20 protein-coding genes and 2 tRNA genes are annotated in these 19936 nt (G+C 39.7%); all 22 read left to right on the plus strand.

Annotated features, from left to right (window positions below; all coding sequences use genetic code 11):
* Positions 1-10: 10 nt before the first annotated feature.
* The gene (gene purR, locus K1I43_RS14145; protein WP_019418051.1) at positions 11-835 is read left to right on the plus strand and encodes a pur operon repressor; all 825 of its coding nucleotides are present in this window, start codon (positions 11-13) and stop codon (positions 833-835) included.
* A 34-nt stretch (positions 836-869) separates the two neighbouring features.
* A complete protein-coding gene (locus K1I43_RS14150) occupies positions 870-1250 on the plus strand; it encodes a RidA family protein (RefSeq protein WP_019418050.1) in 381 nt (126 codons plus the stop codon).
* A gap of 88 nt (positions 1251-1338) precedes the next feature.
* The gene (spoVG, locus tag K1I43_RS14155; RefSeq protein ID WP_003398210.1) at positions 1339-1629 is read left to right on the plus strand and encodes a septation regulator SpoVG; all 291 of its coding nucleotides are present in this window, start codon (positions 1339-1341) and stop codon (positions 1627-1629) included.
* Between the two features lie 184 nt (positions 1630-1813).
* Positions 1814-3190, plus strand: coding sequence for a bifunctional UDP-N-acetylglucosamine diphosphorylase/glucosamine-1-phosphate N-acetyltransferase GlmU (glmU, locus tag K1I43_RS14160; RefSeq protein WP_009360774.1), 1377 nt, complete (start codon positions 1814-1816; stop codon positions 3188-3190).
* A gap of 17 nt (positions 3191-3207) precedes the next feature.
* Complete coding sequence (locus K1I43_RS14165) at positions 3208-4158, plus strand: ribose-phosphate diphosphokinase (protein ID WP_009360773.1); 951 nt, start codon at positions 3208-3210, stop codon at positions 4156-4158.
* 56 nt (positions 4159-4214) lie between these two features.
* Positions 4215-4841, plus strand: a complete 627-nt coding sequence (locus tag K1I43_RS14170) for a 50S ribosomal protein L25/general stress protein Ctc (protein ID WP_019418048.1) — start codon at positions 4215-4217, stop codon at positions 4839-4841.
* A 57-nt stretch (positions 4842-4898) separates the two neighbouring features.
* Positions 4899-5462, plus strand: a complete 564-nt coding sequence (gene pth, locus K1I43_RS14175; RefSeq protein WP_033383528.1) for an aminoacyl-tRNA hydrolase — start codon at positions 4899-4901, stop codon at positions 5460-5462.
* A 69-nt stretch (positions 5463-5531) separates the two neighbouring features.
* The gene (fin, locus tag K1I43_RS14180) at positions 5532-5762 is read left to right on the plus strand and encodes an anti-sigma-F factor Fin (protein ID WP_009360770.1); all 231 of its coding nucleotides are present in this window, start codon (positions 5532-5534) and stop codon (positions 5760-5762) included.
* 57 nt (positions 5763-5819) lie between these two features.
* A complete protein-coding gene (mfd, locus tag K1I43_RS14185; protein ID WP_026011754.1) occupies positions 5820-9332 on the plus strand; it encodes a transcription-repair coupling factor in 3513 nt (1170 codons plus the stop codon).
* A gap of 195 nt (positions 9333-9527) precedes the next feature.
* Complete coding sequence (gene spoVT, locus K1I43_RS14190) at positions 9528-10064, plus strand: stage V sporulation protein T (RefSeq protein ID WP_009360768.1); 537 nt, start codon at positions 9528-9530, stop codon at positions 10062-10064.
* Between the two features lie 62 nt (positions 10065-10126).
* The gene (locus K1I43_RS14195; RefSeq protein ID WP_019418046.1) at positions 10127-11683 is read left to right on the plus strand and encodes a putative polysaccharide biosynthesis protein; all 1557 of its coding nucleotides are present in this window, start codon (positions 10127-10129) and stop codon (positions 11681-11683) included.
* A 2-nt stretch (positions 11684-11685) separates the two neighbouring features.
* Positions 11686-13137, plus strand: a complete 1452-nt coding sequence (yabN, locus tag K1I43_RS14200) for a bifunctional methyltransferase/pyrophosphohydrolase YabN (RefSeq protein ID WP_019418045.1) — start codon at positions 11686-11688, stop codon at positions 13135-13137.
* Position 13138: 1 nt separating this feature from the next.
* Positions 13139-13396: an RNA-binding S4 domain-containing protein gene (locus K1I43_RS14205; protein WP_009360765.1), complete on the plus strand. Its 258-nt coding sequence runs from the start codon at positions 13139-13141 to the stop codon at positions 13394-13396.
* Positions 13397-13462: 66 nt separating this feature from the next.
* Complete coding sequence (gene yabP / locus K1I43_RS14210; RefSeq protein WP_026011753.1) at positions 13463-13756, plus strand: sporulation protein YabP; 294 nt, start codon at positions 13463-13465, stop codon at positions 13754-13756.
* The gene (yabQ, locus tag K1I43_RS14215; RefSeq protein ID WP_009360763.1) at positions 13753-14361 is read left to right on the plus strand and encodes a spore cortex biosynthesis protein YabQ; all 609 of its coding nucleotides are present in this window, start codon (positions 13753-13755) and stop codon (positions 14359-14361) included. The genes yabP and yabQ overlap by 4 nt, the downstream gene beginning before the upstream one ends.
* Before the next feature lie 22 nt (positions 14362-14383).
* Complete coding sequence (locus K1I43_RS14220) at positions 14384-14755, plus strand: FtsB family cell division protein (RefSeq protein ID WP_009360762.1); 372 nt, start codon at positions 14384-14386, stop codon at positions 14753-14755.
* A gap of 94 nt (positions 14756-14849) precedes the next feature.
* On the plus strand, positions 14850-15242 hold the full coding sequence (locus K1I43_RS14225; RefSeq protein WP_006323664.1) for a S1 domain-containing RNA-binding protein: 393 nt from the start codon (positions 14850-14852) through the stop codon (positions 15240-15242).
* A gap of 138 nt (positions 15243-15380) precedes the next feature.
* Positions 15381-15457: transfer RNA gene (locus K1I43_RS14230), tRNA-Met, on the plus strand.
* 11 nt (positions 15458-15468) lie between these two features.
* Positions 15469-15540: transfer RNA gene (locus K1I43_RS14235), tRNA-Glu, on the plus strand.
* A 182-nt stretch (positions 15541-15722) separates the two neighbouring features.
* Entirely contained in the window at positions 15723-18188 is a 2466-nt protein-coding gene (spoIIE, locus tag K1I43_RS14240; protein ID WP_026011752.1) for a stage II sporulation protein E, read from the plus strand.
* A 29-nt stretch (positions 18189-18217) separates the two neighbouring features.
* Entirely contained in the window at positions 18218-18997 is a 780-nt protein-coding gene (locus tag K1I43_RS14245; protein ID WP_081957775.1) for a vWA domain-containing protein, read from the plus strand.
* The gene (locus K1I43_RS14250) at positions 18960-19916 is read left to right on the plus strand and encodes a serine/threonine protein kinase (protein ID WP_019418042.1); all 957 of its coding nucleotides are present in this window, start codon (positions 18960-18962) and stop codon (positions 19914-19916) included. Before K1I43_RS14245 ends, K1I43_RS14250 begins: the two co-directional genes overlap by 38 nt.
* Positions 19917-19936: the final 20 nt, after the last annotated feature.

Below are 19936 nucleotides of genomic sequence, written 5' to 3' on the forward strand. Positions count from 1 at the left end.
AGGTTATCACATGAAATTAAGGCGAAGCAGTCGGCTTGTGGATATGACGCACTATTTGCTTTATCACCCACATCAACTTGTACCGCTGACTTTTTTTGCAGAGCGATATGGATCAGCAAAATCGTCTATTAGTGAAGATTTAGCTATTATTAAGCAAACGTTTGAACAACAAGGAATCGGTTTGTTGCGCACGCTCCCTGGGGCTGCCGGAGGAGTGCAATATGTCCCGAAAATGTCGGAAGCAGAAGCAAAACAATTTATTCAGCAATTATGTACAAGCCTAGCAGACCCTGAGCGATTATTACCAGGGGGATATTTGTACATGACGGATTTGCTCGGTGATACGCGCATCGTCAACCAAATTGGGCGTCTATATGCTTCTGCGTTTGCGCATGAACATATTGATTTTGTTGTAACGGTTGCTACAAAAGGAATTCCGTTAGCTTATGCAGTTGCGAGTTTTTTAAATGTACCTGTCGTCATTATTCGTCGTGATAGTAAAGTAACGGAAGGATCAATGGTCAGCATCAATTACGTGTCCGGTTCATCAAAACGCATTCAAACGATGGTTTTATCTAAGCGGAGTTTAAGAGAAGGATCAAATGTCTTAATTGTTGATGATTTTATGAAAGCTGGTGGAACAATTAACGGTATGATTAGTTTGCTTTCAGAGTTTCGTGCAAACGTTGTTGGCATTGGTGTGCTCGTTGAGTCGGAAGAAGCAGAAGAACGACTCGTTGATGAATATGTTTCCCTTGTGAAACTAACGTCTGTGAATGTCAAAGAAAAACAAATTACCGTAGAAGAAGGAAACTACTTTCATTTTGTCAAATAAAAATAAATGATTTTTACATACAGGAGGAAGAGACATGAAAGTTGTGCACACAAATCAAGCTCCACAAGCGATTGGACCATACTCCCAAGGTATTATCGTTAACAATATGTTTTACAGCTCTGGGCAAATTGCTTTAACGCCGGAAGGAGAAATGGTACAAGGAGACATTCAAGCACAAACGCATCAAGTATTCAAAAACTTACAAGCCGTACTTGAAGCGGCAGGAGCGTCTTTAGAAACAGTTGTAAAAACAACAGTGTTTTTAAAAGACATGAATGATTTTGCAGCGATGAATGAAGTATATGGGCAATATTTTCTCGATCATAAACCAGCGCGTTCCGCTGTTGAAGTTGCCCGCTTACCAAAAGATGCGTTAATTGAAATCGAAGTCGTTGCGCTTGTCAAACAATCGTAAAAAAATTTTTTTATGTTAGCAGGAAAATAAAAAACGACGTGGAATAAATTCACTTAAGTTCTTATATAGGGAAAAGGTGGTGAACAGAATGGAAGTGACTGACGTGAGATTACGCCGCGTGAATACCGAAGGACGTATGAGAGCGATTGCTTCGATTACGTTGGATCATGAATTTGTCGTTCATGATATCCGCGTGATTGAAGGCAATAACGGCTTGTTTGTCGCAATGCCAAGCAAGCGTACTCCTGACGGGGAATTCCGTGACATCGCTCATCCAATTAACTCAACAACCCGCGGGAAAATTCAAGAAGCTGTTTTAGCTGAATATCACCGTGCTGGTGAGTTGGAAAAAGAGCTTGAAGAAGCAGGTGCTTCGTAATCATAACAAGAGGACCCTTTCGTTAAAAAAGGGTCCTTTTCATATGAAAATCACGTTCATCCTATTAGTAAAGAACATATAGTGAAAATGATGAATTTTTTTGGTAGATGACAATGTTTCCTTGAAATACATACATAATTGATATATATTCAATATGGATAAAGAGAGGTATGGAGGCCTTACGATGAAACGATATGCGATCATTTTAGCGGCTGGACAGGGGACGCGTATGCGTTCAAAGCTTTATAAAGTGTTACACCCTGTCTGTGGGAAGCCGATGGTACAACATGTAGTAGATGCAATTTCTACGTTACATGTCGATCGATTAATTACAGTTGTTGGTTTTGGAGCAGAACGAGTCAAAGAACAACTCGGCAATCAAAGTGAGTACGTCATTCAAGAACAACAGCTTGGGACAGCACATGCTGTCATGCAAGCAGCACCTCATTTAGCTGATAAAGATGGTGTGACTCTCGTTGTTTGCGGAGATACACCACTGATCACCTCAGAAACGATGGAAGCGCTTTTACAACATCATTTACAGACGAAAGCGAAAGCAACTATTTTAACCGCCCTTGCAGAAGATCCAACTGGATATGGTCGCATTGTCCGCAATCAAGATGGACATGTCGAAAAAATTGTAGAACATAAAGATGCAACAGAAGAAGAGCGAATGATTCGTGAAATTAATACAGGAACGTATTGTTTTGATAATCGTGCGCTATTTGAAGCGCTTACGAAAGTGTCGAACGATAATGCGCAAGGGGAATATTATTTACCAGATGTCATCGAAATTTTGAAAAAACAAGGCGAAATCATTTCAGCGTACGAAACGCCAATATTTGAAGAAACGTTAGGTGTGAATGACCGCATTGCACTTGCTCAAGCAGAAAAAATTATGCGTATGCGCATTCACCGACAACATATGGCAAATGGTGTGACAATCATTGATCCTGAGCATACGTATATAGCACCTGATGTGCACATTGGACAGGATACGATCATTTATCCTGGGACATGGATTGAAGGCTATACGGTAATTGGTGAAAATTGCATCATCGGACCGAATAGCGAAATTAAAAATAGTCGTATTGGTGACAATACATCGATTCGTCATTCTGTTGTACATGACAGCGAAGTAGGCAAAGATGTAACGATCGGTCCATTTGCCCACATTCGTCCGCTATCTAAAATTGGCGACGATGTGAGAATCGGAAACTTCGTTGAAATTAAAAAAGCGACGTTTGGAAATGGAAGTAAAGCATCGCACTTAAGCTATATCGGAGATGCTGAAGTAGGTGCTGATGTAAATATCGGTTGTGGTACGATTACGGTAAATTATGATGGGGTAAATAAATATGTGACAAAAATTGAAGATGGTGCGTTTATCGGTTGCAACTCGAACTTGATTGCCCCTGTCGTTGTAGGAAGCGGAGCATACGTAGCGGCTGGCTCAACTATTACCGATGATGTACCTAACCGCGCTTTAGCTATTGCGCGCGCTCGGCAAACAAATAAAGAAAATTATGTTGAACGTCTACAAGAAAAGAAAAAATCCTAATGGAGGTTTACTTACCCATGTCTCAGTATTTGAATTCTAATTTAAAGTTATTTTCGTTAAATTCGAATCCGATTTTAGCCCAAGAAATCGCAAAAGTCATTGGTGTTGAACTAGGAAAATGTTCCGTTTCTCGTTTTAGCGACGGGGAAATTCAAATTAACATTGAAGAAAGTATTCGTGGTTGCGATGTTTATGTTATTCAATCAACAAGCGCCCCTGTAAATGAACATTTGATGGAACTACTTATTATGATTGACGCATTAAAGCGAGCGTCTGCTAAAACAATTAATATCGTTATGCCGTACTACGGATATGCTCGTCAAGATCGGAAAGCCCGTTCTCGCGAGCCGATCACTGCAAAATTGGTTGCCAATTTATTAGAAACAGCGGGTGCTTCTCGCGTCATTACACTTGATTTGCACGCACCACAAATTCAAGGGTTTTTTGATATTCCAATCGATCACTTAATGGGTGTTCCGATTTTAGCAGATTACTTTAAAGAAAAACAACTTGATGATATTGTTATTGTTTCTCCAGACCATGGCGGTGTGACGCGCGCACGAAAAATGGCAGATCGCCTAAAAGCACCTATTGCCATTATTGACAAACGCCGTCCAAAACCAAATGTGGCAGAAGTGATGAACATTATTGGTAATGTGCAAGGGAAAACGACGATTTTAGTGGACGATATTATTGATACAGCTGGAACAATTACTTTAGCAGCAAATGCGTTAGCTGAGCATGGGGCGAAAGAAGTGTATGCATGTTGTACGCACCCTGTCTTATCAGGTCCAGCGATTGAACGAATTCAAAACTCGAAAATTAAAGAGCTTGTCGTAACGAATACAATTGCTATTCCTGAAGAAAAGAAAATGAATAAAATTGTAGAGCTATCTGTTGCTCCGCTTATCGGTGAAGCAATTATTCGTGTACACGAAGAACAATCGATTAGCGCATTGTTCGATTAATGGCGTTTAGACCTTCCTATTTTAGGGGAAGCTATGAGCGATTCTAAAATAGGAAGGTGATTTCATTGTTACAACTTCAATTACGTACAGATCATCGACGTTCTTATGTGAAACAAATGCGAAAACACGGTCACATCCCAGCTGTTTTGTACGGAAAAAAGACGAATAGCCAACCTGTTTTTGTTGATGCGGCCGAGTTTTTGAAACAATGGCGGGCTGTTGGCGGGAGCGGTCTTTTAGATGCTCAATTAAATGACGATCATATTCGCATCATCGTTCGCGATATGCAAAAGCATCCGATTCGCCATGATGTGATTCATATTGACTTTTTAGCGGTTGATGCAAAGACAGAAATTGATGTTCACGTTCCTATTCATTTGATTGGTGAAGCAGCAGGTGTAAAAGACGGTGGCGTACTGCAACAGGCCATGCATCAATTGTCCATTCGGGCGCTACCGTCCAATATTCCACCGTCTATCGATATAGACATAACAAATTTACAAGTAGGCGATGTCATTACAGTTTCACATATTCAAACGAACGGTGTTTACGAAATGAATCATGATCCGACAGAAGTGATCGCATCGATCTTGCCACCGAAGCAAGAAGAAGAAATTCATAGCGGTGAAGAACAAGAACCAGGAAAACCGGAATCGGAAGAAGGACGCGAAACAACGCCGTGACGGACGTAGCCATCATTGGTTACGTCTTTTGCAGTATGGAGAGAAGGAGCAGGGGAAATGGCAAAACTGTTTGTTGGTTTAGGCAACCCAGGAAAAGAGTACGAGCAAACGAGACATAATGTAGGTTTTATGGTCGTTGACGAACTTGCTCATCGCTGGGGTTTTGCCCTCAATCAAACGAAGTTTCAAGGTATATTTGCAAGTGGTATCATTTCAGGAGAAAAAGTCATATTATGCAAACCGCTTACATATATGAACTTATCGGGCGAATGTGTTCGACCATTGATGGATTATTATGACATTGATGTCGATGATGTCATTGTCATTTATGACGACTTAGACTTACCGACAGGGACGGTTCGCTTACGACCAAAAGGAAGTGCAGGCGGGCATAATGGGATGAAATCACTTATTCATCATTTGAAAACAGAGCAATTTAAACGTATCCGCATCGGTATCGATCGCCCGAAAAACGGGATGAAAGTGAGCGACTACGTATTAGGTCGGTTTACAGCTGAAGAAAAAATAAATATTGATCAAGCGATTCAAAAGGCCGCTGATGCGTGCGAGCGATCGTTACAAATTCCGTTCGCTCAAGTGATGAATGAATTCAATAAGTAGTTGAATAATTTCCTCCTAAATGGTTCAAAATGTATTCGATTAAATTAACCATTTAGGAGGGGGTACGATATGGCATTACACTATTATTGCCGCCATTGCGGCATGAAAATGGGGACGCTTGATGTGCTCGATTTAGAAAGTGAGCAATTAGGCTTTCATCAGTTAACGGAAGAAGAACGATTAGATATGATTCAATATCTCCCTTCAGGAGAAGTTTACGTCAAATCCATTTGCGAACATTGCCAAGAGGCATTAGATCGGAATCCTGATCTTCATCAATATGAAAAGTTCATTCAATAATTGGCTTTGGGGCTCCCAAAGCGTTTTTGTATTTATGTTTGGAGAGGAGGGAGTTTTTTGCGGGGCTTACGACAATATTTTATCAATCATGCGGACATGCAATCGGTTGCAGAAGGGATTCGTAATGGGTTAAAAGAGCAGCTTGTAACAGGGTTATCTGGTTCAGCCCGTTCTGTTTTTATTTCTTCTTTGTATGAGGAGACAGAACGGCCTTTATGCGTTGTAACGCACAATTTATTTCAAGCACAAAAAATATATGATGATCTGATTCAATTAGTGGATGAGGAGGAAGTATTTCTTTATCCGGTCAATGAATTAATTGCAGCTGAATTAGCTGTAGCTAGTCCAGAATTGAGAGCACAACGTTTAGAAGTATTGAACTATTGGTGTGAACGAAAGAAAGGAATCGTCATCGCTCCAATTGCTGCATTGCGACGACTACTTCCACCAAAAGATGTATGGGAGCGTTATCAACTTCATTTTCGTGTTGGTGAGCAAGTGGATGTCGAACGTTGTTTGCAACAATTTGTTGCGATGGGATATGAGCGTGTATCGGTCGTTTCGACGCCAGGGGAATTTAGCGTTCGAGGAGGCATTATTGATATTTATCCTCTCACTGCAGAACTTCCTTATCGTATTGAGTTGTTTGATATTGAGATTGAGTCAATTCGGACGTTTGCAGTTGACGATCAACGTTCGGTAGCTGAAATAGAAGAGGTATTCATCGGTCCAGCGACGGAACTCATTATTGAACAACAACATATGGCTGAAGCTATTCAAAAACTAGAAGTACAATTTCATGATACGTTGCAGCATATTCATGATGAAAAGACGAAAAATCGTTTATACGAACATGTGTCGTTTGAATTGGAACAGCTGAAAAATGGAAAATCAATCGAAGAAATGTACAAGTATTTCTCATTCTTTTACCCTTCGGCTGCAAGTTTGCTAGATTATATTCCAGACAACGGTGTAGTTGTCATTGACGAAATGAGTCGCATTCAAGAAGTAGCTGAAAAACTCGAACAAGAAGAGGCAGAGTGGTATACGAACTTATTGGAAGAAGGAAAAATCGTACAAAACGTATCCATTTCTCATTCGTTTCCCGAAGTGCTACAAAAACGGATGAGGCAAACGATTTATTTGTCTTTATTTTTACGTCATATCCCATATACACATCCGCAAAATATTGTCAATATATCTTGCAAGCAAATGCAAGTGTTCTATAGTCAAATGCAATTGTTAAAGGCGGAAATCGAACGTTGGCAAAAGGGAAACTATGCTGTTGTGTTGCTAGCGGGGGACGAAGAACGGGCGAAAAAGCTGAAACGAACGTTGGAAGATTATGAGATTGATGCGATTCAACTTGGAAAAGACGATGCGTTATTACACGGAAAATGTCAAATCGTTCCGTCTGGGCTCGTCGCAGGATTTGAATTGTCGATGCAAAAGCTGGCTGTCATTACGGAGGAAGAGCTATTTAAAAAGCGATTGAAACGTCCTATGCGACGTCAAAAATTGTCGAATGCGGAACGTATTAAAAGTTATACAGATTTAAAAGTTGGTGACTATGTCGTTCACGTCAATCATGGAATTGGAAAGTATTTAGGAATTGAAACGTTAGAAATTAACGGAATTCATAAAGATTACATTCATATTCAATATCAAGGGAATGATACGTTATACGTTCCTGTTGATCAAATGGATCTCGTCCAAAAATATGTTGGTTCAGAAGGAAAAGAACCGAAAATTTACAAACTAGGTGGAACAGAATGGAAGAAAGTAAAAAAGAAAGTAGAGTCTTCCGTTCAAGATATTGCCGAAGATTTAATGAAACTGTACGCCGAGCGAGAAGCAAGCAAAGGATATGCCTTCTCACCTGATAATGAAATGCAACGGGAATTTGAAGCAGCGTTCCCATATCAAGAAACAGAAGATCAGCTTCGTTCGATTCGCGAAATTAAACGGGACATGGAAAGCGAGCGGCCGATGGATCGGTTATTATGTGGGGATGTTGGTTATGGAAAAACAGAAGTCGCATTGCGTGCCGCATTTAAAGCGATTATGGACGGAAAACAAGTCGCATTTCTCGTCCCAACGACAATTTTAGCCCAGCAACATTATGAAACGGTCCGTGAACGTTTCCAAGGATACCCGATTAACGTCGGTTTATTAAGTCGTTTCCGTACAAAAAAACAACAAGCGGAAACGATTCAAGGTTTAAAAAACGGCACGATTGATATGGTGATTGGTACGCATAGGCTTTTATCAAAAGATGTATCGTTTAAAGATTTAGGTTTATTAATTATTGACGAGGAACAACGATTCGGTGTTGCTCATAAAGAAAAAATTAAACAACTAAAAACAAATATCGATGTATTAACATTAACCGCTACACCGATCCCACGCACGTTGCATATGTCGCTTATCGGTGTCCGCGATTTATCTGTCATCGAAACACCTCCGGAAAATCGTTTCCCCGTACAAACGTATGTGATGGAATATAGTCCGATCATTGTGCGAGAAGCGATTGAGCGCGAAATGGCGCGCGGAGGACAAGTATTTTTCCTTTATAATCGCATTGAAGATATCGATCGTAAAGCGGAAGAAATTTCGATGCTCGTGCCTGATGCGCGCGTCACGTATGCGCACGGAAGAATGTCCGAACATGAATTAGAGGCGGTCATGCTTGCGTTTTTAGAAGGACAGTACGATGTGTTAGTAAGTACAACGATTATCGAAACAGGTGTCGATATTCCGAATGTGAATACGTTAATTGTTTATGATGCCGACAAAATGGGACTTTCCCAACTGTATCAATTGCGTGGGCGAGTGGGACGTTCCAATCGCATTGCGTATGCGTACTTTACGTATCGAAAAGATAAAGTGCTAAATGAAATAGCTGAAAAACGATTACAGGCAATTAAGGAATTTACAGAGCTTGGATCAGGATTTAAAATTGCGATGCGCGATTTGTCTATTCGAGGAGCTGGGAACTTATTAGGGGCACAGCAACACGGGTTTATTGATTCCGTCGGTTTTGAGCTTTATTCTCAAATGTTGAAAGAAGCTATTGAGGAACGACGAGGAATGAAGCAAGAAAAACCGTTTGAAGTGGAAATGGATTTAGAAGTGGATGCTTATATCCCAGAGCATTACATTTCAAATGAACAACAAAAAATCGAGATGTATAAACGATTCCGCGCACTTGACTCGTTAGAGGAACTCGAACAATTGCGTGAAGAAATGTTAGACCGTTTCGGTGAGTATCCAGATGAAGTGGCGTATTTATTCCAAATCGCAGAAATGAAAATATATGCAAAACAGCATCTCATTGAGTCCATTAAGCAAACGAAACAAGATATTACGATTTTGTTCTCACAAGAAACGACAAAGCAAATTGATGTCAGCAAATTGTTTAAACTCGGTGAACCGTATGGAAGAGATGTTGGGTTTGGCATGGATGGCGATCGATTTAAAATTGTCGTTCATGCGAAAGGAATGAAGCCACAACAATGGATGATGATCATTTATGAGTTGCTAAAAGGGTTAAAATATGCTAAAAAATAATTGATTGTTTTATGTTTATTGTTTATAAATAAGTGGCAATGATGAAGATGGGGGATTTTCACTTTTAAAAAAAAATCCCCCTTCATTGTGTATATAACTTCGTTTGTTACGGATACTAATCACAACAATGGTGAATTATTCAACTGCTTCACCAGTGCCATTTTTAATAACTACATGAAAGTGAGGCATCGATAGATGAAAGCAACAGGTATTGTTCGACGAATCGATGATTTAGGACGAGTAGTCATTCCGAAAGAAATTCGCAGAACACTTCGCATTCGTGAAGGAGACCCGCTTGAAATATTTGTGGACCGTGATGGTGAGGTCATTTTGAAAAAGTATTCGCCGATTAGCGAACTAGGCGACTTTGCAAAAGAGTACGCTGAGGCTCTATTTGACAGCTTAGGACAACCTGTGCTCATTTGTGACCGCGATGTATTTATTGCAGTAGCAGGTGGATCGAAAAAAGAATATTTAAACAAAAGCGTCAGTGAACTTGTTGAAAAAGTGATGGAAGATCGTCAGTCCGTTTTGCATACGGAAGAAACAAACGTGTCATTTGCCCAAGCCCATGAAGAGCATATGCAATCATACGTGATTGCACCGATTATTGCCGGAGGAGATCCGATCGGGGCAGTTATTATTTTCTCGAAAGATAAAACACTTGGCGAAGTGGAGCATAAAGCAGCAGAAACGGCAGCGAGCTTCCTTGCTCGTCAAATGGAACAATAAAGGTAGCATCTCGCTACCTTTTTTTGATGTATCATTATACGCGAGTGAAAAGGTGAAAGATGATGGAAAGAAAAGATTGGTTGCGTGGAGCGTTCATATTGACGCTTGCGGCCTTATTTACAAAAATATTGAGCGCTTTTTATCGTATTCCGTATCAAAATATTGCGGGCGATGTTGGATTTTATATTTACCAACAAGTTTATCCGTTTTACGGTATTTTTCTTGCTTTATCAACGTATGGATACCCTGTTGCGATTTCAAAACTGATTGCTGAAAATAAACAGTCAACATATGAGTTTGCGGTTGTGCGGCTTTCTTTTTATTTTTTATCATTCATCAGCATGACTATGTTTTCCGTTTTGTATTTTGGTGCTTCGTTTCTTGCGAGCATGATGGGAGATGATCAATTAGCTTCGCTCATTCGTGCGATTTCGTTTGCCTTTTTGCTTCTCCCATTTACATCTGTTTTGCGCGGATATTTTCAAGGGAGAGAGGAGATGGTTCCGACAGCTGTTTCACAAGTCGTGGAGCAGTTCATACGTGTAGTAGCCATTTTGTTTCTATCTTTTCTTTTGCTTCATCGCGGCTTTACCGTTTATGAAGCAGGAGCTGGTGCGATGTTTGGCTCGCTCATGGGAAGTTTTGCAGCGCTTTTCGTTCTCGTTGCATATATGTTGCGAAGACGAATGAATGCCTATACGCGAATACAGTTGCCAAAACAGGAAAAGCGAAAAGTGCTGTCATTTTTAGCGATTCACGGAGTGACGATTTGCTTAGCAAACATGATGCTTGTTTTAATGCAGCTCGTTGATTCATTTACTCTTTTACCTTTGCTGCAACAAGCAGGCTTACATGAGCTAGCTAAAACGGCGAAAGGAATTTATGATCGTGGTCAACCGTTCATTCAACTTGGGACCGTAGCCGCTACTTCTTTTTCGTTAGCAATTGTGCCGATGTTATCGCGTGAACAAGCACAACGTGAAGGAATATATACAGCTGTTCGAGTAGCGTTTGTTATTGGATTAGGGGCAGCAGTTGGTTTAGTTTGTATATTAAAACAAGCGAATATTATGTTGTTTAAAGATCATGCTGGTGCGATGGAGTTAATGATTTTGTCTATTTGTATTTTTTTTACTTCGTTAACGTTAACGTTTATTGCTATTTTACAAGGACTTGGGGATATATTTCGTCCGCTTGTCATCGTATGTATAGGGATGGTAACGAAGTGGGTATTAAATATATGGCTTGTTCCTTTATGGCATACGGTTGGGGCAGCAATGGCAACATTCATCGCATATGTTGTCATGTGTACAAGCGCTCTTTTTTATGTGCAAAAACGAATGTCCCGTCCTTTGTTTTCGAGCGCTACGGTCATGCGAACGATGCAAGCGGCTGCAGTAATGGCAATCATTTTAATCGGGTACATCATGTTAACGAACGAGTTACCTGTTCATCAAGGAAGGATGTTTTCATCGCTTCAAGCAGTTGTTGGAGTTTTTATAGGGGCGTTTGTTTATATTATAATGATCGTTAAAAAAGGGGTTTTCACCGATAGCGAATTGCTTTCTATTCCATTTGGTCGTTATTTAACAAACATCAAACAAAGAAAGGCTGGATAGTCATGGGTACAATTACAATTGTCGGCCTCGGAGCAGGAGATATCGATCAGTTGTCTTTAGGTGTGTACCGTACGTTAAAACAAGCGGAGCGCCTCTTTTTGAGAACAAAAGATCATCCTGTTGTTGCACAATTAGAGGCAGAAGGAATACACGCTCAATCATTTGACGATATATATGAAAAATATGATCAATTTGAACAAGTGTATGAACATATTGTTGCTTATTTATGTGAAGAAGCAAAAAAAGGGGATATCGTATATGCTGTGCCGGGACACCCACTTGTTGCTGAGCGCACAGTAAAGTTATTGCTTGAAAAACGAGATCATATATCCGTTCGCATTGAAGGAGGACAAAGCTTTCTTGATGCGTTATTTGCCGCAGTTCGTCTCGATCCGATTGAAGGGTTTCAATTGATTGATGCGACTTCATTTCAATCGGACGAAATTCAATTGCGAAATCATATCATTTTTTGCCAAGTATATGATTCGTTTATTGCATCCGATGTCAAACTAGCTTTATTAGAAAAATTACCGCACGATTATCCGGTTTTTATCGTTTATGCAGCAGGAAGTAAACAAGAGCGCATCGAAAAAGTTCCACTGTACGAGCTTGATCGGGCGATGACCGTTAGCAATTTGACGAGCGTCTATGTGCCGAAAGTAGAAACGGATGAACTGTTGTATCACGATTTTATTACTTTACGACGTGTCATTGCGACATTGCGTGGGCCAAACGGTTGTCCTTGGGATCGAAAACAGACGCACGAGTCGCTGAAAAAATATTTGCTTGAAGAAGCATATGAGCTTCTTGATGCCATTGATCAGCAAGACGATGAAAACATGATTGAAGAATTAGGTGACGTATTGTTACAAGTCATGCTTCATGCTCAAATTGGAGAAGATGAAGGAATATTCTCGATTGATGATGTCATTCGGGTCATTACAGAAAAAATGATTCGTCGTCATCCACACGTATTTGGGGATGCTCATGTCGAGCATGCTGAAGAGGTTGTGCGTAATTGGCAAGCGATAAAGCAGGCAGAAAAACAAAGTGCGCCTCATTCATTGCTTGACGATGTGGCTAAAGCGTTACCAGGAACTTTGCGAGCATACGAATATCAAAAAAAGGCAGCGGAAGTCGGTTTCGATTGGTCGGAAGTAGAGTCGATGTGGCGTAAAGTGGAAGAAGAAATGAATGAAGTGAAACAAGAAGCCAATCGCATGGATGAACAAAAATTAAAAATGGAGTTTGGTGATTTATTGTTTGCGCTTATTAACGTATGTCGATATTATAAGGTCAATCCTGAAGAAGCGTTAGCAATGGCGAACGAAAAGTTTCACCGTCGCTTTCAATACATTGAACAAAAAGTAAAACAAAGCGGGAAAGATTGGAGATCATATTCGCTAGACCAGCTAGATGAAATATGGGAAGAAGCAAAAAGGGAGGGGTTATAATATGCGACTCGATAAGTTTTTAAAAGTTTCCCGACTTATTAAAAGAAGAACATTAGCGAAAGAAGTAGCTGAACAAGGACGTGTATTTATTAACGGTCAACAGGCGAAAGCAAGTTCAACAGTAAAAATAGGCGATGAAATTATGATTCAATTTGGTCAAAAACATGTGACAGTGAAGGTGGTCGACTTACAAGAACATGCGAAAAAAGAAGAAGCGAGCGCCTTATATGAAATCGTAAAAGAAGAGCGAGTGGAATAGCTTGTTCTAAACCATTTTTCCCCCTCATACACTTGTACAAACGATCGTTGTGAGGGGGAGACAATGATGACGCAAAATATCGGAAATAAAGGACCGATTCAAGAACATGACATTGTGATGCGCGGTCGCCGCACGTTAGACATTACGGGTGTGAAGCAAGTCGAAAGCTTTGATAATGAAGAATTTTTGTTAGAAACGGTTATGGGTTTTTTGTCTATTAAAGGACAAAATTTGCAAATGAAAAACTTAGACGTAGATAAAGGAATTGTGTCAATTAAGGGGAAAATTTTCGAAATCGTTTACTTGGACGAACATCATACGGAGAAAGCTAAAGGATTCTTTAGCAAGTTGTTTAAATGAGTTTACATGTGCAATTTACGACTTTGCTTGCGATGATTGGAACAGGAATTGTCATCGGTGCATCTTTTGATACATACGCACATATATTCCATCGTTCCGAACGTCATCGGCTGATCGTATGGATTGCAGATATTCTTTTTTGGATCGTACAAGCGCTATATGTATTTTACACGTTATTGCTCGTGAATAATGGGCAAATTCGCTTGTACATTTTTTTAGCTATTTTATGTGGGTACGCTGCTTACCAAGCGTTGTTTCAAAATATGTATGTTCGCTTGTTGCAACAGATTATTCGCATCGTTGTGACGTTATATCGTTTTCTTATGCGTTTATTTTATTACATCATCGTATTTCCACTCCGACTTCTTTACCGTTTTTTTGTTTTTTTATTGATCGCTACTTGTCATTTTGTTTTATCTATTGGTAAAATTTTATATAAAGTCATATATGTATGTATCCGCTTTTTATTACAACCATTTATATGGATTGGACATTTCATTTGGCGAAAAACCCCGCTTCGCTTTCAAGCAGCGCTTGGACGTTTCTTTCATATTGGAAAAGGGTTTCTCATCAAAATCACGAATATATTTAGAAAAAAAGGGTAATGAAGAAGGAGCGGTGAAAAACATGGGCGCCCCACAAAAAAGCAAAGTCAAAAAAATTCAAACGTCGTATGTTATTCAACAAGAAAAACAAGAACATAAAAAGGCGCGACGTCGCAAAAAAATCGTTATTCGCTTTAGCCTTGTGGCAACGATGGCGTTAGCCGCTTCTTCGCTGTTTTTATATACGATGATGACACAATCTTCTGCAATTGACCAACAAATAAAAACGAAAGAGCAACTAGAGGAAAAGTTGCGCACGTTACAAAAAGATGAAAAAAGGTTAAAAGAAGAGATCAAAAAATTAAATGACGATAAATATATTGCCGAATTGGCGCGAAAACAATATTTTTTGTCGAAAGAAGGAGAAATTATTTTCATCACTCCTGATGAGTAAGAGAGATAGGCATAAGGCTTATTGACACTTGTTTTTTTCATTATGTATAATGAAAGAAACGATTTTTCAGATTTTAAGGAGGAGCACTTTTTTTATGTCAATTGAAGTAGGCAGCAAGTTACAGGGAAAAGTAACGGGCATTACAAAATTCGGAGCGTTTGTTGAGTTACCAGAAGGCGCGACAGGCTTAGTGCACATTAGTGAAGTAGCTGACAGCTATGTAAAAGACATTAACGAGCATCTTAAAGTAGGCGATGTTGTCGAAGTTCGTGTCATTAATGTTGAGAAAGATGGAAAGATTGGCTTATCGATCAAAAAGGCAAAAGAACAAGCTTCACGTCCGCGCAATAAAGGCAATGATCGCGCTTCAAAAGAAAGTTTTGAGCAGAAAATTAGCCGTTTCTTAAAAGAAAGTGAAGATCGCTTAGCATCCCTTAAACGCCATACTGAATCGAAACGAGGAGGTCGTGGTGCTCGACGCGGTTAACTTGCTGCCGAATGAGACATGAGGCAGTTTATATAAGCATCCATTTCATGAGTGGATGCTTTTTCGTTTGAATTTCATAGTGAAAAAAACTATTGACTTTGTTTAAGGAACGTGTTATTATAATGAATGTCGTTGCATGGCGGCGTAGCTCAGCTGGCTAGAGCGTACGGTTCATACCCGTAAGGTCGGGGGTTCGATTCCCTCCGCCGCTACCAAATGATATAGTGGCCCGTTGGTCAAGTGGTTAAGACACCGCCCTTTCACGGCGGTAACACGGGTTCGAATCCCGTACGGGTCATCAAAAAAAAACACCAATTTCGTCACGAAATTGGTGTTTTTTTGTTTATGTAAGCCGTTTTTTGTGGGATTCCGTCGAAAGATTTATATGATTCATCTTCTTTTTTTGACAAAATTTTGATAATTCAGTCTGTATAATACAGAGTAATAGACGAATATATGGAAAAAAGGGAGAGGATGAATATGGAGAGATTAGAACGGAAGTTAGTCAATCAAATGGCGGAAGTACCTTTAAGTGAGACAAGAACAACAGTTTCACAATGGTTTCAACGGTTTACGGTTCGTCTAAGCCATTTGTTATTTCAGCAAGGATTTTTGTTTTTAGTCATTGGCTTTTTGCTTGGACGAGCCCTCATTTTAACGAAAATGACTCCGTTTGCCTTACCTTTTTTTGCGGCAATTTATTTACTTCGTCGCGATAAGTTAGGCTTTGTGTTTATTGCTTTATTTGCGGGAGCGTTGACCGTTTCCTTTTCCACCTCTTTATTTATTGTTGCTTCGATCGTTATGTTTCTCGTTTTTTATCGCTTGTTTTATTGGATTGATGCTCCACCGAAAAGATTGCCGGTTGTCGTCTTTTTCGCATCTGTCTTTGCGAAAACAGTCATGATTTATACGTGGAATGATGGATGGACGATATACGAAGGAATGACGATGTTTATTGAAGCTGCTCTTGCCTTCATTTTAACGCTCATTTTTTTACAAAGCGTTCCGCTATTTGACCATCAAAAATATAAACAAACGTTAAAGCCAGAAGAAGTCATTTCTTTTGTCATTCTTATTTCTTCCATGCTGACAGGAATGGTCGGTTGGTCGATTTACGATCTTTCGTTAGAACATGTGGCGGCGCGCTATTTATTGCTTTTGTTCGCTTTTGTCGCCGGTGCGACTGTTGGTTCAACTGTCGGGGTCGTCACAGGGCTCATTTTAAGCTTAGCGAACGTATCGAATTTATACCAAATGAGCTTACTAGCTTTCGCTGGATTGCTCGGTGGGCTATTGAAGGAGGGAAGAAAGCTAGGTGTTTCATTTGGTCTCGTCGTTGCAACATTGCTCATTGCCCTTTATAGCCAAGGGATAGCAGACATGATCCCAAATGTTGTCGAATCGTTATTTGCGGTTTTTCTTTTCATGATCACTCCGCAATCGCTAACGAGCAAAATGGCGAAATATGTGCCGGGAACGGTTGAGTATACAAATGAGCAACAACAATATGTAAGAAAAATTCGCGATGTTACAGCTCAACGAGTTGAACAATTTTCTCATGTGTTTCAAGCGTTATCGAAAAGTTTCTCGTCATACGGTGTGCTTACGCATGAGGAAGAGGAAGAACGTGAAATTGATTACTTTTTAAGCGATGTTGCCGCGAAAACATGTCAAACGTGTTTTAAGAAAGACCAATGTTGGATCACCCACTTTGATAAAACATATGATTACATGAAAAAGATTATGCAAGAAGCAGGCGAAAATGATCAAATGACGAATACGAAGTTGTTACGCGAATGGAACAAACATTGTGTGAAAGCGAATAAAGTCGTTCAAATTATTGAAAAAGACGTCTCGTTTTATAAAGCGAATAAAAAATTAAAGCAACAAATGAAAGAGAGCAGAAGACTTGTCGCAGAACAGTTATTAGGTGTATCGCAAGTCATGGAAGACTTTGCGAAAGAGATCCAAAAAGAACGTGAAAATTATTATGTGCAGGAAGAACAAATTTTACATGCCCTTCAACAGTTTGGGATCGATGTAAACGATGTTGAAATTTATAGTTTAGATAAAGGAAGCGTTGACATTGAGATGGTCGTTCCGTATTGCGATGGAAGAGGGGAGTGCGAAAAGCTTATTGCACCAATGTTATCTGATATTTTAGGTGAGACGATCATTGTAAAAAAAGAAGATTGTTCTGTATATCCGAATGGGGATTGTCGGGTTGCGTTTAGTTCTTCGAAAGCGTTTGTCATTGACACAGGTGTTGCGTATGTCGCAAAAGGAGGCGGATTCATTTCAGGCGACAGCTATGCAATGATGGAGATTGGCGGAGGGAAATATGCGTTAGCTATTAGCGACGGAATGGGGAATGGTGAACGAGCGCATTATGAAAGTAAAGAGACGCTCAAGCTGTTACAAAAAATTTTACAATCAGGAATTGAAGAACGAATTGCGATTAAATCCATTAATTCCATTTTAGCTTTACGGACGACAGAAGAAATTTTTTCGACGCTAGATTTGGCCATTGTCGATTTGCAAAATGCGACAACAAAATTTTTGAAAGTCGGTTCTTCGCCAAGCTTTATTAAACGCGGAAACAACGTGATGAAAATCGAATCGAGCAATTTGCCAATTGGCATTATTACAGGAGTAGAGTTTGAAATGATTGAAGAACAATTAAAAGCAGGCGATTTGCTTATTATGATGAGCGACGGCATTTTAGATGGCGTGTCGCACATTGAAAATCATGATGTATGGATGAAACGGAAAATTAAAGAATTAAAAACGAATGATCCGCAAGAAGTATCAGAATTGCTGTTAGAAGAAGTCATTCGTGTCAATGGTGGAGAAATTGAAGATGATATGACAATTGTTGTTGCGCGCATTAAGCATAATACACCGAAATGGGCGGTCATTCCGGCATATCAATATATGAAATAAAGGTATAAAATCCCCTCTGAACGTCGATGATGGGAGTATACTACTTTTTCGGAGGGGATAAACGTATGCGGAAAGGGACGTTACGTCAAATTTTATTAATTACAGATGGTTGTTCAAATCACGGTGAAGATCCAATTGCTATGGCAGCATTAGCGAAAGAGCAAGGAATTACAGTAAATGTGATTGGTGTTCTTGATCAAGACATCATTGATGAGCAAGGGTTGCGTGAAATTGAAGGCATTGCTCAGTCAGGTGGTGGAATTAGTCAAGTTGTGTATGCTAAACAATTGTCACAGACGGTACAGATGGTAACGAGAAAAGCGATGACACAGACGTTGCAAGGGGTTATTAATCGAGAGTTGAAACAAATTTTAGGATCACAAGCTTCGATCGAGCAGCTTCCGCCAGAAAAAAGGGGAGAAGTAATGGAAGTTGTCGAAGAATTAGGGGAAACGGTCAATTTACAAGTTTTAATATTAGTAGATACAAGCGGAAGTATGAAGACGAAGTTGCAAACTGTGAAAGAAGCATTGTTAGATTTATCAATTAGTTTAAATGCTCGTTTGGGAAATAATGAATTTTCTGTTTTTGTATTTCCCGGGAAAAAAGGAGAGGTAGACCGCATTTTAGATTGGACGCCGAAAATGGAGTCGATTTCAAGTATATTTCCGAAGCTAACATCTGGGGGAATTACACCGACCGGTCCAGCTATTCGCGAGGCGCTACAACAATTCCAAAAAAGACGTTCATTAAAAAGTTTATTTACTCACGATGGTGATGACGATGTATACATCGAACAATCTATGTAATATCCGAACAGGAACGGTCATACAAGGAAAGTGGCATAAACGTCGCTATGAAATTATTAAGCAGCTCGGTAAAGGAGCCAACGGGGTTGTTTATTTAGCGAAAGAAGGACGAACGTTTGTAGCGCTAAAAATAAGCAATGAAGCAACAGCTATGATGTCAGAAGTAAATGTACTGAAACGATTTTCAGAGGTCCAGGGAGTCGCCCTCGGACCTTGTTTATTAGATGTAGATGATTGGTTTTATCCGCAAGAAAAAAAATTTTATTCATTTTATGTGATGGAGTATATTGAAGGAGATGACTTATTAACTTTTATTCAAAAGCGTGGAAAAGACTGGATCGTTGTGATTATGTTGCAGCTGCTAGGCGATTTGCATCAGTTACATGAAAAAGGATGGGTGTTTGGAGATTTAAAGCCGGAAAATTTAATTGTTTCCGGGAAGGTTCCAAAAGTGCGGTTAATTGATGTGGGTGGTACGACGATTCGTGGGAGAGCAATTAAAGAATTTACAGAGTTTTTTGATCGAGGGTATTGGGGGATGGGAACAAGGAAAGCAGAGCCATCGTATGATTTGTTTGCCGTGGCGATGATTATGATCAATATGTGCTATCCAAAGAGATTCGAAAGAAAAGAAAATGGACGAGAGCAGTTGCGTCTCATGATTTCTTCCCATCCATATTTAAAAACATATGAAAAAATATTATGGCGTGCACTCGATGGAAAGTATACTTGCGCTTATGAAATGAGAAAAGAGCTATTGCAATGTATACAACAACCGTCTATGCAGAAAGAAAAAAAACGAGAAGAGAGAGTAGTGCGCGTAAAAGAAAAGAAAAAATTTCGTTGGGTAGAGACGATGTTTTTGTTTGTTTGCGTCTTATTTATGTATGTCGTTTATTTGTATGTTCAAATTCTTTAATTTTTTTCTGCGTTCGTTTT

Origin of the sequence: Anoxybacillus sp. ST70 (assembly GCF_019553625.1) — a bacterium.
In the GTDB taxonomy this organism is placed as follows: domain Bacteria; phylum Bacillota; class Bacilli; order Bacillales; family Anoxybacillaceae; genus Anoxybacillus; species Anoxybacillus gonensis.